Consider the following 14,439-nt stretch of genomic DNA (forward strand, 5'->3'; position numbering starts at 1 on the left):
TAAGATTTCCAAATTGTTTTAGTTATTATTTTTTTGTATACATTTTCGCTGAATTATTACTTGTTTTGCGCGCCAAATATTGTTTAAAACATGAATCATAGCTTTGACTGAAGATTCTATGACGTCTGTAGCTAATCCAACTCCATGAAAATTACGTCCTTTATATGACACAACAATGTCTACTTGTCCCAATGCATTGCGCCCATGTCCCTTTGCATTAAGTTGATATTTTTCTAAATTTATAGATAATTGTGCAATGCGAGCTAATGCTTCGTAAATTGCATCTATTGGGCCATTACCGGTTGCTGAATAAGCACATGTGTTTTCTTTGCCGCAGTATAATTTTACTGAAGCAGTAGCAATACCAAAAGAACTAGAATGTATACGAAAACATTTTAATTTAAAAAAATCTGATTGTTCTTGTTGGTTATTAATGAATGCTAATGCTTCTAAATCGTAGTCAAACACTTGTCCTTTTTTATCTGCTAATTCTAAAAAAACATCATATAATATGTCCATATCATAATCACTTTCTTGATAACCCATTTCTTTCATGTGGTATTTAACCGCTGCCCTTCCAGATCGAGATGTAAGGTTTAATTTAACTCCTTTTAACCCAATACTTTCTGGTATTAGAATTTCGTAATTTTCTCTATTTTTTAATACACCATCCTGATGAATACCTGAAGAATGAGAAAAAGCATTCGAACCAACTATTGCTTTGTTAATTGGAATAGGCATATTACATAATTGACTGACTATTTGACTGGTCCTGTAAATTTCTTGACAATGAATATTGGTATGTACATTCAATAGATTCTTTCGTACTTTAATGGCCATGATGATTTCTTCTAGTGCAGCATTTCCTGCTCGTTCACCAATACCGTTTATGGTTCCTTCAATTTGTCGTGCTCCTGCTTGTATTGCTGAAATAGAGTTTCCGACTGCCATTCCCAAATCATTATGACAGTGTACTGAAATTACAGCTTTATCAATGATAGGAACTCGATCATATAATGAAGCAATAATTTGACCAAATTCATATGGAGTAGTATAACCTACTGTATCAGGAATATTAATGGTACTTGCGCCAGATTTAATGGCAATTTCAACAATGCGACATAAATTATCGGTAGTAGTACGTCCAGCGTCTTCGCACGAAAATTCTATATCATCAGTGTATCTTCTTGCATAACGTATCGAATGAACGGTCATTTCTATGATTTGATCAAAGTTTTTTTTCAGCTTGGATTTGATATGTATTGTTGAAGTAGGTAAGAATATATGAATTCGAAAATTTTTAGCGATTTTTAAAGCTTCTGCGGCTGCATCAATGTCTTTGTCAACACATCTGGCTAAGGCACACACTAAGCTATTTTTTATATGCGTAGCTATTGTATGTACTGATTCAAAGTCGCCCGGAGAAGAGATTGGAAATCCAACTTCCATAATATCTACTCCTAATCGTTCCAGAGCAAAAGCAATTTGTAATTTTTCTTTGACATTTAAACTTGCTTGTAGAGCTTGTTCGCCGTCTCGTAGAGTTGTATCAAAAATAATGACTTGTTGACTCATAGATTATCCATATATCATATTATGAATGTTAAGAGTAAATGTGTGTAACATATATTGTGAATAGCATATTAATATTATCTAAAATACCAGATCTAATAATAATTTACTACATTAAATTTAATTTAAGTTTATTAAATATTATTTGTTAATCACTAATTCTATAAAAGTAAAATGTATTCTAAGAATAGAATTTTAATATTTTAAAATTTAAATTTTGTGTTATGCATTAAACAATGGTAGAATACTTGCGGTCTTTTAAGTTATAACAAATTATTTCTAACTATTACAAGAATATATATACATTATATCATGATATTTTGAGTATTTATGCAAATATTGAACATAGTGACATATAAAATGTTAATATTTAGTGATTTCTATTATTGGGAGTTTAATATTTGTTAACATACACATAGAATGTGTATGTATTTGTTAATTCGTTCATATTTTTAATTATTATGTATGTTTTACACACATCATAACCATCAAAGTGTTTTGTTGCATGAGGCTGTACACGCGTTGAACATTGATTCATCAGGAGTATATATTGATGGTACATTTGGTTTGGGGGGTCATTCTAAGTTGATTTTGTCTAAATTAACTAAACAAGGGCGTTTATTAGCAATTGACAAAGATTGGGCAGCTGTAAAAATTGGTAAATCCATTGCCGATCAGGATAGTAGATTTACTATTATACATAGTTCTTTTTCTGAAATAAATAAACATGTTAGAAACATGGGATTGATTGGGTCGATAAATGGTATTTTATTAGATTTGGGTATAAGTACATGTCAAATTAATGATTGTAGTAGAGGCTTTTCATTTATGCGAGATGGACCGTTAGATATGCGCATGGATATTAGTAATGGTCAATCTGCTGCCGAATGGTTATCAAGAGAAAGTCAGAAAAATATTGCTTGGGTGCTTAAAAATTTTGGAGAAGAACGATTTGCTAAAGACATTGCTAAAGTTATAGTATCTTCAAGAAAACATACGCCTATTGTGCGTTCGTTAGTTTTGTCTAAATTAATTTGTAGTACTATTCCGTATCGCAGTACTCGTAAACATCCCGCAACTAAAAGTTTTTTGGCAATTAGAATATATATTAATAATGAATTAGAAGAAATAGTAAAAATACTGAAAGATTCTTTATTCCTTTTATCTCCAAGAGGAAGATTGGTAGTAATTAGTTTTAATTCTTTAGAAGATCGATTGGTAAAGAATTTTATTCGTGATCACAGTTGTGTTTCGTATATACCTCCTAAATTTCCGTTAACAGATTATCAAATATTTAATAAATATATAAATAAATGTCAATTAATAAATATGGGAAAATTAATACCTTCAAAGCAAGAAATTGAAAAGAATATATGTGCTCGTAGCGCGGTATTACGTTGTGCTGAAAAATTAATTGTCTGAATATGAATAAAAAAAAGCGATATAATCTTGTTAGTATTATTTTTAATGATTTAAAGTCGCATGGTAAATGGCAGTTGATTTTGTTGTTATTAATATTAATGTCGGCAATGTTAATTATATTAGTAACTTATCATACTAGATATATGATAATGTATCGTGAAAGTCTTGTGTTGGAAAAAAATGTTTTGGATACTGAATGGAGAAATTTGATTCTTGAGGAGAAAATATTATCTGATCACGCGCGTATTGAGCGTATTGCTATAGATAAATTAAAAATGCATTATGTAGATTTAACTCAAAATAATATGTTGCGCTGATTCAAAAATTTGTATAACAAATAAAAGTATTATTTATATTACAATTTAGTTCATGTGGTAGCATAGTTTATATGATATGAAGTTTCAATATTATAATTTACAAATAATTTTAAGTAATAAGCGTTTTAATTTATTATACGGTTTTATTTTTTTTATATTGATTATTCTGTTATTGAGAGTAACTTATTTACAAATTATTTATTCTGATAAATTAATTAATGAAGGTAATACACGTTCATTGCGTGTACAACGCATTTCATCAACTCGTGGTATTATTACTGATAGATTAGGTCATTTATTAGCAATTAGTATCCCAGTCGATTCTGTTTGGGTTGATCCTCAAGAAATTAACAAACATGGTGGTATAATTGCTGACATAAGCCGATGGTCGGCGTTGTCTGAAATATTATCTATATCATTGGATAAACTACTGTTTCTGATTAATGATAGAACTACAGGACGTTTTTTATATTTAGCTCGACAGATTGATCCTACTGTATCTGAATATGTCAATCAACTTAAATTACCAGGAGTGTATTTACGAAAAGAATCAAAACGATGTTATCCGGCTGGTCAATCTGCTGCTCATTTAGTAGGCGTGACAAACATAGACAGTCAAGGTGTTGAAGGAATAGAAAAAAGTTTTGATACTTGGTTAGCTGGTCAACCTAGAATAAGAGTGGTACGAAAAGATAGATTTGGTCGAATAGTCGAAGAGGTGATTTTAGATGACGGTCAAGATGCTCAAAATATTATTCTTAGCATAGATGAACGCTTGCAATATCTAGCTTATAATGAATTGAATCGCGCTGTACATATAAATAAAGCAGAATCCGGTAGTATAGTATTGATAGATATTAATACTGGTGAAATATTAGCTATGACAAATAGCCCATCATATAATCCGAATAATCTGACTTTTTCTAATAAATCTATTATGCGTAATCGTGCTATTACTGATGCATTTGAACCAGGCTCGACAGTGAAACCTGTTGTCATCATGGCTGCATTAGAAAATAATATAATAACGGAAGATACTATTATAAATACATCACCTTATATGATAAGCGGACATCTAATTAAAGATGTAATATATCATAGTAAATTAACTGTTAGAGAGATATTACAGAAATCTAGCAATGTTGGTGTGTCTAGATTAGCCTTATCCATGCCTGCAACGGTTTTATTAAATGCGTATTCAAATTTTGGTATGGGAGAAGCAACCGATGTAGGTTTAATAGGAGAGAGTAGCGGAGTGTACCCATACAATAAAAAACGTTGGTCAGATATAGAACGTGCCACTTTTTCTTATGGATATGGCTTCATGATTACTCCATTACAATTAGCTAAGGTTTATGCTACTATTGGTGGGATGGGATTGTCTCGGCCTCTTTCTATAATACGAGTTGATTCTCCTTCATCAATATTAGGAAATCAAATTTTTCCAAAATCATTAGCGCGTGTTGTTTTAGGTATGATGGAAAGTGTATCATTACCAGGTAGTAGTGGTTGTCAAGCGGCTATTAAAGGATATCGAGTTGCAGTGAAAACTGGTACTGTTAAGAAAGTTGGGTCTCATGGGAAATATATGAGTAAGTATATTGCATGTACTGCTGGAGTAGCTCCAGCAAGCAATCCTAGATTTGCTTTAGCAGTGATAATAAATGATCCTAAGGATGGTCGTTATTATGGAGGCGTTGTGTCTGCGCCGGTGTTTAGTGCGGTTATGGGTAATGCATTGAGAATAATGAATGTACCGCCAGATTTGTAACAGTAATTTGAAAATAAAAATAATTTTTGATAATGTTATATGTGTGAATTACATAATTTATATAAGTTACTCATACTATGTGTTTCTGATGGGTCCGTTTGTCCTGTATTGACGGGAATACAATTAGATAGTCGTGATATTGTGTTAGGAAATTTATTTGTAGCAATCAAAGGTTATAAGACTGATGGAAGATTGTACGTTGGTAGTGCCATAAAAAAAGGCGCTTCTGTAGTTTTATCAGAATATTTCGATAAATCGGTAGAGTTTCAAAAATGTAGTTATAGCGTGAATGAAGTACCTGTTATTTATGTGAATAAATTACCGCAATATTTATCTAGTGTAGCAGGTATGTTTTATAATCATCCATCTCGTTTCTTAAATTTAATTGGTGTCACTGGTACAAACGGAAAAACTACTATAACACACTTGTTGGCGCGTTGGGTGCAGTTATTGGGGGAAAGAAGCGCTGTAATGGGGACTTTAGGTAATGGAATATTAGACAATGTAAGTTTATCTTATAATACAACATGTTCTGCTATTGACACTCAAAAAATACTAGCTCAATTTGTTCAAAATGGAATTAAATTTGTTGCAATGGAAGTTTCATCGCACGGATTAGCTCAGTATCGTGTGGATGCTTTATATTTTAAAGTTGCTATATTTACTAATTTAAGTCATGATCATTTGGATTATCATGGCAGTATCATGCGGTATTCGATGTCTAAGTGGAGGTTATTTGGCGAATTAAATGTAGAAAAATATATCATTAATGCTGATGATTTTATTGGTTGTAGATGGTTAGATCGTTTGCCTCAGGCAGTTGCAGTGACGGTATCAGGTAATTTGCCATGTTTTTGGAAAGGTAGATGGATATGTGTGATAAAAATAGATTATTATTTTTATGGCACAGATATTATTTTTAATTCAAGTTGGGGAGGAGGAGTAATTCATAGTAAATTGTTGGGAGAATTTAATGTTAGTAATTTACTGTTAGCTTTAGGCGCGCTATTAGTATTAGGATATCCTTTGTCGTTATTAGTTCATACATCATCTCAACTACAACCTGTAAGTGGTAGAATGGAAGTATTTCGTTCTGATGAAAGTCCTACAGTTATAGTAGATTATGCACATACTCCGGATGCGTTAAAGAAAATATTGATTGCAATTAGACGGCATTGTTACGGGCGGTTATGGTGTGTGTTTGGTTGTGGAGGTGACAGAGATCAAGCTAAGCGTGCTGTAATGGGTTATGTGGCAGAACGATACTCTGATTATGTGATAATTACTAATGATAATCCACGCACTGAAGAACCGCAGTCGATCGTAAATGACATTATGTGTGGTATAACATATGCAGCAAAAAACATTAAAATTATTATGAATCGTGGTAATGCTATACAAGTTGCTATGTCAAAGGCACGTTCAAAAGATATAATATTGGTTTTGGGTAAAGGTCATGAGAGATATCAAATAATTGGAAATGATTATGTATATCATTCTGATCAAGATGTAGTAAAAGAGATATTAAAGAGTAGGGCATTATCGTGATTTCGTTTAGTTTGCGTAAAATAGCACCAATTTTAAATGCTAAACATATTGGTATAGATTTAGTGATTAATGAAATTACTGTTAATTCAAATATTATTTATAAACAGTGTATGTTTATAGCATTAATAGGTAAGCGTTTTGACGGTCATGATTTTGCAATTCAAGCAGTGTTTGCGGGTGCTAAATCATTATTAGTCAATCGTCATATATTATTAGATGTTCCTCAATTAATAGTTTCTGATACTCATTGTGCTTTGATAACTTTAGCACACTGGGTACGTTTGCAAGTTTCAGCAAAAATTATTGCTATAACTGGATCAAGCGGTAAAACATCAGTAAAAGAAATGACCGCGTCCATATTAAAAAGTTGTGGATATACAACGTCAACGCAGGATAATTTTAATAATATAGTTGGAGTTCCGATTACTTTATTACGTTTGACAAAACAAAATAATTTTGCGGTTATTGAATTAGGCGCAAGTTATCCAGGAGAAATTTCTCGATTAAGTAAAATTGTCGCTGCTAATGTGGCTTTAGTAAATAATATTTATCCATCCCATTTATCGGGTTTTGGATCATTAACTAAAATAGGAGAAGAGAAAGGGAGAATTTTTTCTGATTTGGGTGTTCATGGAAAAGGTATTATAAATGCTGACAGCCATGCTTTGTGTCTATGGAGTAAAGTATTACGAGGAAAATCTGTATGGAGGTTTTCTGTATGTACTGATGTGGGTGTAGATTTTTTTGCGAGTAATATTATTTCTGAAAAAAATGGAATACGATTTATTTTAAATAGCCCATATGGAACGGCTCCGGTATTTTTATCAATGTTGGGAAAACATAATGTAGCTAATGCTTTAGCTGCTAGTGCTCTTGCGTTTTCTGTAGGAGCTGAGCTGTCAGAAGTGGTATTTGGATTAGAAAGTACAAAAAGGTTATCTGGTAGATTATTTCCAATTATTTTATCTAAAGGTAAATTATTGTTAGACGATACTTATAATTCTAATGTCGGATCTATGGTATCTGCAATTCATGTGTTAACTACAATGCCGGGTTATCGTGTATTAGTGGTGAGTGATATGTTGGAATTAGGAAAATATAAAGAAATTGAATATCATTGTTATATTGGGAAATTAGTTGCAGCGACAAATATTAATGAGATTCTTACTATAGGTAAGGTTAGTTATTTTGTTTCTAAAATGTGTAGTAAAGGAAAGCATTTTCAACATAAAAAAAAATTAATTATTTATATAAAAAAGATGTTATATAGTCATAAATTAATTAGCGTGTTAGTAAAAGGATCTCGTAATTTTGAGATGGAGAAAATAGTAACTGCTATTCAGGATGGATTTTAATGTTATTTTGGTTGGTAAAAAGCACTTTAATATTATATTCATCTAAATTTGATGTTATTAATTGTTTAATGTTTCGAGTTATTGTTAGTTTTTTATCAGCATTATTTATTTCTTTGGGAATGGGTTATTATCTAATTACACAGTTTCGGGCTTTGCGTTATTTTCAAATAGTACGGAATGATGGTCCAAAAACACATTTTAATAAAAAAGCTACACCTACTATGGGTGGGATCATAATACTTTTTTCGATTATTATTTCAGTAATAATATGGGCTGATTTATCTAATTTATATGTATGGTATGTATTATTTATACTAATGACATATGGAGTGTTAGGTTTAATTGATGATGTATTAAAAATACGAAGAAAAAATACTGTAGGTTTAAGTGTAGCATATAAATATTTTTGGCAATCATTAATCGCTTTAATATTAATAGTGATTATCTTTATATGGAGTAGAAGCATTATATCTATGCAATTAGTAGTACCATTCTTTAAAAATTTTATACCACAATTAGGTATTTGGTATATTATATTGATGTATTTTGTTATTGTTGGTGCAAGTAATGCGGTCAATTTATCTGATGGTTTGGATGGATTAGTGATTGTTCCTATAATATTGATTTCTACCGGATTGGCTATAGTTGCATGGGTGACAAGTAATATACATTTTTCTGATTATTTACATATTCCTTATATTTGTTTTGCCAGAGAATTAGTAATAATATGTGTTACTATTATTGGGGCTAGTATCGGATTTTTATGGTTTAATACTTATCCGGCTCAGATATTTATGGGAGATGTTGGTTCTTTGTCTCTTGGAGGGGCGCTTGGAGTGATTGCAGTGTTATTACATCAAGAGTGTTTATTATTGATTATGGGTGGTATGTTTGTAATAGAAACTTTATCTGTGATCTTACAAGTAAGTTGTTTTAAATTATTTGGACAACGTATATTTAAAATGGCTCCAATACATCATCATTTCGAATTAAAAGGTTATCCAGAGCCTCGAATTATAGTGCGATTTTGGATTATATCATTGATATTAGTTTTGTTTGGGTTAATTACTTTAAAAATACGATAATAAAATATGATCAATTACCGTGGATCACGAGTTGTAATTATTGGTATGGGAGTGACAGGTTTGTCTTGTGTTAATTTTTTTTTAGCTCGTGGTGTGACACCGAAAGTAATAGATACTTTTTGCACGCATCCTTCAAGAATAAATCAATTGCCGTATACTGTACAGTATTATTTAGGTGGATTTCATGACATATGGTTATTGAATGCTACGTTAATTGTAGTAAGTCCTGGAGTACGATTAGATCATCCAATTTTAATTGAAGCTTTAAAATTAGGAGTAGAAATTGTTAGTGATATTGAATTATTTGTGCGTGAAGTAACTGTTCCTATGATAGCGATCACTGGGTCTAATGGTAAAAGCACAGTAACTCAATTAGTTGCTAATATGGCTCGGAGTGCAGGTTGGAGTGTAGGTGTTGGAGGGAATATAGGTGTTCCCGTGCTTTCTCTATTAAATAAAGCATATCAATTGTATGTACTGGAGATTTCAAGTTTTCAACTAGATTCAACTTATAGTTTGCGTGCAACAGTGGCTGTAATTTTAAATATTAGTGAAGATCATATGGATCATTATCCTGGTGGATTGAAGCAATATTATCTTGCTAAACAAAAGATTTATAAAAATGCTACAATTTGTTTAATGAACGCTTTAGACCCTTTAACAGTACCTGTATCCAATGGTTGTAATTATTGTGTAAGTTTTGGAGCGCATGAGGGTTCTGCAGATTATCATTTGAAATATTATAAAGGACATAATTGGATAGTAGCGCGTAATGAATGTATATTTAATTGTTCTTTAATGAGAATTAATAATCGTATTAGTTGTTTAAATGCATTATCTGCTTTAGCATTATCAGAAATGGTTAATGTTCCTCGTTCTGCTGCTTTAAAAGCATTGTGTCAATTTTCTGGATTAATGCATCGTTGTCAACTAGTTTATAAAAATAATGAAGTAAGTTGGATTAATGATTCTAAAGCTACTAATGTTGGTGCTACTAAAGAAGCTATATGCAATTTAAGATTACTTACCGGTACATTACATTTAATGTTAGGAGGTGATAGTAAATCGGCTAATTTTTCTTTGTTGAAATATTTGATTAGACAACACGATATACATCTTTATTGTTTTGGAAAAGATGGTTTGTTGTTGACAGAATTAGGATATAGTAACATTATTTTAACATATACAATGATAGACGCAATACGTATTGTTAGTCGTCGTACGAAGAAAAAAGATATCGTTTTATTATCTCCGGCTTGTTCAAGTTTAGATCAATTTAAATCATTTAAAATGCGTGGATTAGTATTTACTTATTTTGCTCGAGAATTTGGATAATGAGTGTCTTGCAAATAAAAATTATTAATCAATTATTAGAATTATTTAAAAAAAGATCATCAAATATTGGTGTGTTATATGATCGTGTGTTTTTTTGGTTGCTGTTAGGATTGATATGTGTTGGTTTTGTTATTATTAGTTCAGGATCTATCTCTATTGGAATACGTTTAACAAATGATCCATGTTATTTTATAAAACGTATAATTTTTTATTATGGTATAACATTCTTGGTATCTGTAATTGTGTTGAGAATACCTATGATAATTTGGCAACGTTATAGTTCTATTATGTTGTTATGTAGTTTTATAATGTTAACAGTAACATTAATTTTCAATAATTCTACCAATGGAGCGTCACGTTGGATAATATGGGGTTCGTTGTGCGCGCAGCCTTCAGAATTATCAAAGTTGTCTTTTATTTGTTATCTTGCTAATTATTTAGTACGTAAATCAAAGGAAGTCTATACTACTTTTTGGGGTATATGTAAACCTATGTTAATAATGATAGTATTAGATATGTTATTGTTAGCACAACCTGACTTTGGGAGTATTATTATTCTTTTTATTACCACTTTATCTATATTATTTCTTTTTGGCGCTAAATTATGGCAGTTGGCATTTATTTTTGTGTTTAATATATTTTTAATTACGTCGTCAATTATAGTTAAACCTTATCGTATACAGCGTGTACTTACTTTTTGGAATCCATGGAAAGATCCATTTGGTAATGGTTATCAATTAACTCAATCATTGATGGCTTTTGGTCGCGGGAAATTTTTTGGAGAGGGATTAGGAAATTCTGTATTAAAATTGGAGTATTTACCTGAAGCTCATACTGATTTTATTTTTGCTATCCTTGCAGAAGAATTGGGATATTTTGGAGCAATCTTAGTATTATGTATATTATTTATTATTGTATTTCGTGCCATGGCTATTGGTTATCGTGCTTTAAATATTAATCATAGATTTTCTGGTATTTTAGCTTGTTCTATTGGCATTTGGTTTGGATTACAAATATTTATTAATATAGGAACTGTTAGTGGGATATTACCCACAAAAGGATTAACATTACCATTTATTAGTTATGGAGGATCTAGTTTTTTAATAACAGTAATGGCAAGCGTATTGTTATTAAGAATAGATTTCGAGACACGTTTAGCTAAAAATCAAGCTTTTTTGAAGAATGCGAAAAAATGAATCAAAAAAGAGAATCATGATAGTAGCAGGTGGTAGCGGAGGGCACGTATTTCCGGGATTATCGGTGGCCCATTATTTAAAAAATAATGGATATCAAGTTTTTTGGTTAGGTACTGCAGATCGCATTGAAGCTAAGTTAGTTCCTAGATATGGGATTGATATTAAATTTATTCATATTAAAAAATGGCATGGTCAGAAACTGCATGTAAAGCTTATTATGCCATTGTTTATTTTTTTTGCAATATATCAAGCATTGAAAATTATAAAATATTGGAAACCTGATGTGGTATTAGGTATGGGTGGATATGTTTCTGGACCTGGTGGAATAGCAGCGTGGATATGTGGAATTCCACTGATAATACATGAACAAAATAGAATAATTGGTTTAACTAATCGCTATTTATCTATTTTTGCCAAAAAAGTATTACAGGGATTTCCCGGTACTTTTCCTAATGCTAAAACAGTAGGTAATCCAATACGGAATACCATATTATTTGTGCCAAGCCCAATTAAACGATGGAAAGGACGTGTTGGACCCATTCGTGTTTTAGTTATTGGAGGTAGTCAGGGAGCTCGTATATTAAATGATATCATTCCACATATAGCAGTAAAATTATTTAGTAAATTGATTATATGGCATCAAGTTGGAGAACGAGATTTTGAAAAAGTAATGTGGGCTTATCAAAAAATTAAACAAAATAATCACAAGATTGTAAAATTTATTGATGACATAGACCGTGCGTATGCTTGGGCAGATATATTAATATCTCGTGCTGGAGCATTAACAGTAAGTGAGGTATCTATTGTAGGATTGCCGGCGATATTTATACCTTTTATGCATCATAAAGATCATCAGCAGCATTGGAATGCTATACCGCTGGTACAAGCAGGCGCAGCAAAAATTATTGAACAACACAATTTTACAAGTGATTATGTTAGCACGGTGATAGAGTCCTGGGATCGCAAGAAATTATTTAATATGGCGCAGCGTGCTAGGAGTATAGCTATTCCTAATGCAACTCAACAAGTTTCTCAAATAATAATTGAATACCTAAAAAAATAAATATGTGAATAATTTAATTCTTTGTTTATTTATAATAAATATAAACGAATATATTAAATAGATATGTCAAATGCGAAATTAGCTAAATTGAGAGACATAATACTAATAATGAATCGTGTCAAACAAATACATTTTATTGGTATAGGCGGAACTGGTATGTGCGGCATTGCAGAAGTGTTGGTACATGAAGGTTATTATGTTACTGGTTCTGATATTGTGCATAATGATATTATACGTCACTTACTGAAACTAGGGGTGAAAGTTTATTTTGGTCATCGATCTAATAATATAAATAAGGCCAGTGTTGTGGTTATATCTAGCGCTATTCCTTCAAATAATCCTGAGATTTTAGCTGCCAAACAGGCTAGAATTCCTATTATTCAACGTGCAGAAATGTTATCTGAGCTAATGAGATTTAGATATGGAATAGCTATTTCAGGAACTCACGGTAAAACTACTACTACAACAATGATAGCTAATATTTACGTTGAAGCAGGTTTGGATCCAACTTTTATAAATGGTGGTATAGTAAAATCAGAAGGTGCACATGCTCGTTTTGGATGTAGTCGTTATTTAATAGTAGAAGCAGATGAGAGCGATAGTTCATTTTTATATTTACGTCCTATAGTAGAAGTGATTACTAATATTGATACTGATCATATAAATGCTTATCAAAGAAATTTTGAATATCTTAAAAAAGCGTTTATTAATTTTATACATAATTTGCCGTTTTATGGATATGTCATAGTATGTATTGATGATCCGGTAATTTATAAGATTTTACCTAAAATTAATAGAAAAATAATTACTTATGGTTTTAGTAAAAATGCTGATTTGCATATTTTTAATTATCATCAATATACAGAGAAAAGTAATTTTACCGTATCACGGTTAAATAAAACAGAATTACAAGTAATCTTGAATATTCCTGGTCGTCATAATGTGCTTAATGCTACAGCTGCTATTGCTGTAGCAACTGAAGAAGGAATTAGTGATAAAAGCATATTAAGAACTATGTTAAATTTTCAAGGAACACGTCGTCGTTTTGAGAATTTAGGTCATTATTCTCTAAGTAAAATAAATGGCAAGCCAGGAAAAATTATGTTAATAGATGATTATGGGCATCATCCTGTCGAGCTACGTGTAACTATTGAAACAATCCGAAATGGATGGCCTGGTAGACGATTAATTATGGTGTTTCAACCGCATAGGTATACACGCATAAAAGAGTTATATGATAATTTTATTGATGTGCTTTCAAATGTAGATCTTCTTTTAGTATTAGATGTTTATTCTGCTGGCGAAAAACCTATTTTAGGTGCAGATAGTCAATCCTTATGTAAGTCAATTCAAAAATATGGAAAGATTAATCCAGTGTTTATATCAAATACGGAAACATTGTTAATAAAATTAGCTCAATTCTTAAAAAGTAACGATTTGCTCTTGATTCAAGGTGCTGGTACAATTGGAGAAGTTGTTCGTGGATGTATTGTTAAAAATGGTGACGATAGATCTTGTAAAGAATCATAATGACAAGTCACTTAAAATGGTGATAAATTTTAAGCATGAATAATATAATAATAAGTTCTTGTGAAAAGAAGAATAATCAAGGGATGGATTTCTTACGCGTCTCAAAAAATTATTAAATATGTATGATTATACTATATTTAAATGTTTCTTAAAATCAAGACACTATTGTAATCATCAATTATTTAATTGGATATTATCATCGATAGTTATAATTAGCATTATTTGGGGTGCTTATAGGGTAAGAA

The 14,439-nt window shown here is 31.1% G+C and carries 11 protein-coding genes; 10 read left to right on the plus strand and 1 reads right to left on the minus strand.

From position 1 onward, the window contains the following. Positions 1-18: 18 nt before the first annotated feature. A complete protein-coding gene (leuA, locus tag Bsayi582_RS00685; RefSeq protein ID WP_500815897.1) occupies positions 19-1,575 on the minus strand; it encodes a 2-isopropylmalate synthase in 1,557 nt (518 codons plus the stop codon). A gap of 462 nt (positions 1,576-2,037) precedes the next feature. On the opposite strand from leuA, the gene rsmH reads away from it, so the two are divergent. The 10 genes from rsmH to murC all read left to right on the plus strand — a co-directional run bounded on the left by rsmH (position 2,038) and on the right by murC (position 14,194). Next, positions 2,038-2,994 (plus strand): 16S rRNA (cytosine(1402)-N(4))-methyltransferase RsmH, encoded by a 957-nt coding sequence (gene rsmH / locus Bsayi582_RS00690; RefSeq protein ID WP_500815898.1) that lies wholly within the window; start codon positions 2,038-2,040, stop codon positions 2,992-2,994. Between the two features lie 2 nt (positions 2,995-2,996). Then, positions 2,997-3,311, plus strand: coding sequence for a cell division protein FtsL (ftsL, locus tag Bsayi582_RS00695; RefSeq protein ID WP_500815899.1), 315 nt, complete (start codon positions 2,997-2,999; stop codon positions 3,309-3,311). Positions 3,312-3,387: 76 nt separating this feature from the next. After that, positions 3,388-5,082: a peptidoglycan glycosyltransferase FtsI gene (ftsI, locus tag Bsayi582_RS00700; RefSeq protein WP_500815900.1), complete on the plus strand. Its 1,695-nt coding sequence runs from the start codon at positions 3,388-3,390 to the stop codon at positions 5,080-5,082. 39 nt (positions 5,083-5,121) lie between these two features. Then, positions 5,122-6,630 carry a UDP-N-acetylmuramoyl-L-alanyl-D-glutamate--2,6-diaminopimelate ligase gene (murE, locus tag Bsayi582_RS00705; protein WP_500815901.1) on the plus strand — a complete coding sequence of 503 codons (1,509 nt, stop codon included), beginning with the start codon at positions 5,122-5,124 and terminating at the stop codon, positions 6,628-6,630. Further along, positions 6,627-7,985, plus strand: a complete 1,359-nt coding sequence (gene murF, locus Bsayi582_RS00710; protein WP_500815902.1) for a UDP-N-acetylmuramoyl-tripeptide--D-alanyl-D-alanine ligase — start codon at positions 6,627-6,629, stop codon at positions 7,983-7,985. Before murE ends, murF begins: the two co-directional genes overlap by 4 nt. Beyond that, on the plus strand, positions 7,985-9,070 hold the full coding sequence (gene mraY, locus Bsayi582_RS00715; protein ID WP_500815903.1) for a phospho-N-acetylmuramoyl-pentapeptide-transferase: 1,086 nt from the start codon (positions 7,985-7,987) through the stop codon (positions 9,068-9,070). The genes murF and mraY overlap by 1 nt, the downstream gene beginning before the upstream one ends. A 6-nt stretch (positions 9,071-9,076) precedes the next feature. Next, the gene (gene murD, locus Bsayi582_RS00720; protein ID WP_500815904.1) at positions 9,077-10,405 is read left to right on the plus strand and encodes a UDP-N-acetylmuramoyl-L-alanine--D-glutamate ligase; all 1,329 of its coding nucleotides are present in this window, start codon (positions 9,077-9,079) and stop codon (positions 10,403-10,405) included. Then, positions 10,405-11,601: a cell division protein FtsW gene (gene ftsW / locus Bsayi582_RS00725; RefSeq protein WP_500815905.1), complete on the plus strand. Its 1,197-nt coding sequence runs from the start codon at positions 10,405-10,407 to the stop codon at positions 11,599-11,601. Before murD ends, ftsW begins: the two co-directional genes overlap by 1 nt. Continuing rightward, positions 11,588-12,664 carry an undecaprenyldiphospho-muramoylpentapeptide beta-N-acetylglucosaminyltransferase gene (murG, locus tag Bsayi582_RS00730; RefSeq protein ID WP_500815906.1) on the plus strand — a complete coding sequence of 359 codons (1,077 nt, stop codon included), beginning with the start codon at positions 11,588-11,590 and terminating at the stop codon, positions 12,662-12,664. The genes ftsW and murG overlap by 14 nt, the downstream gene beginning before the upstream one ends. Before the next feature lie 63 nt (positions 12,665-12,727). Beyond that, positions 12,728-14,194, plus strand: a complete 1,467-nt coding sequence (gene murC, locus Bsayi582_RS00735) for a UDP-N-acetylmuramate--L-alanine ligase (RefSeq protein ID WP_500815907.1) — start codon at positions 12,728-12,730, stop codon at positions 14,192-14,194. The last annotated feature ends 245 nt before the right edge of the window (positions 14,195-14,439 follow it).

It is taken from the genome of Candidatus Blochmannia sayi (nom. nud.) (assembly GCF_059935855.1).

Bases quoted from the DNA above. Each gene is read 5' to 3' on its own strand.
- ftsW (WP_500815905.1), top strand. From the start codon at position 10,405: ATGAGTGTCTTGCAAATAAAAATTATTAATCAATTATTAGAATTATTT.
- leuA (WP_500815897.1), bottom strand. From the start codon at position 1,575: ATGAGTCAACAAGTCATTATTTTTGATACAACTCTACGAGACGGCGAA.
- murG (WP_500815906.1), top strand. From the start codon at position 11,588: ATGCGAAAAAATGAATCAAAAAAGAGAATCATGATAGTAGCAGGTGGT.
- murC (WP_500815907.1), top strand. From the start codon at position 12,728: ATGTCAAATGCGAAATTAGCTAAATTGAGAGACATAATACTAATAATG.
- ftsI (WP_500815900.1), top strand. From the start codon at position 3,388: ATGAAGTTTCAATATTATAATTTACAAATAATTTTAAGTAATAAGCGT.
- rsmH (WP_500815898.1), top strand. From the start codon at position 2,038: ATGTTTTACACACATCATAACCATCAAAGTGTTTTGTTGCATGAGGCT.
- murD (WP_500815904.1), top strand. From the start codon at position 9,077: ATGATCAATTACCGTGGATCACGAGTTGTAATTATTGGTATGGGAGTG.
- murE (WP_500815901.1), top strand. From the start codon at position 5,122: ATGTGTGAATTACATAATTTATATAAGTTACTCATACTATGTGTTTCT.
- ftsL (WP_500815899.1), top strand. From the start codon at position 2,997: ATGAATAAAAAAAAGCGATATAATCTTGTTAGTATTATTTTTAATGAT.
- mraY (WP_500815903.1), top strand. From the start codon at position 7,985: ATGTTATTTTGGTTGGTAAAAAGCACTTTAATATTATATTCATCTAAA.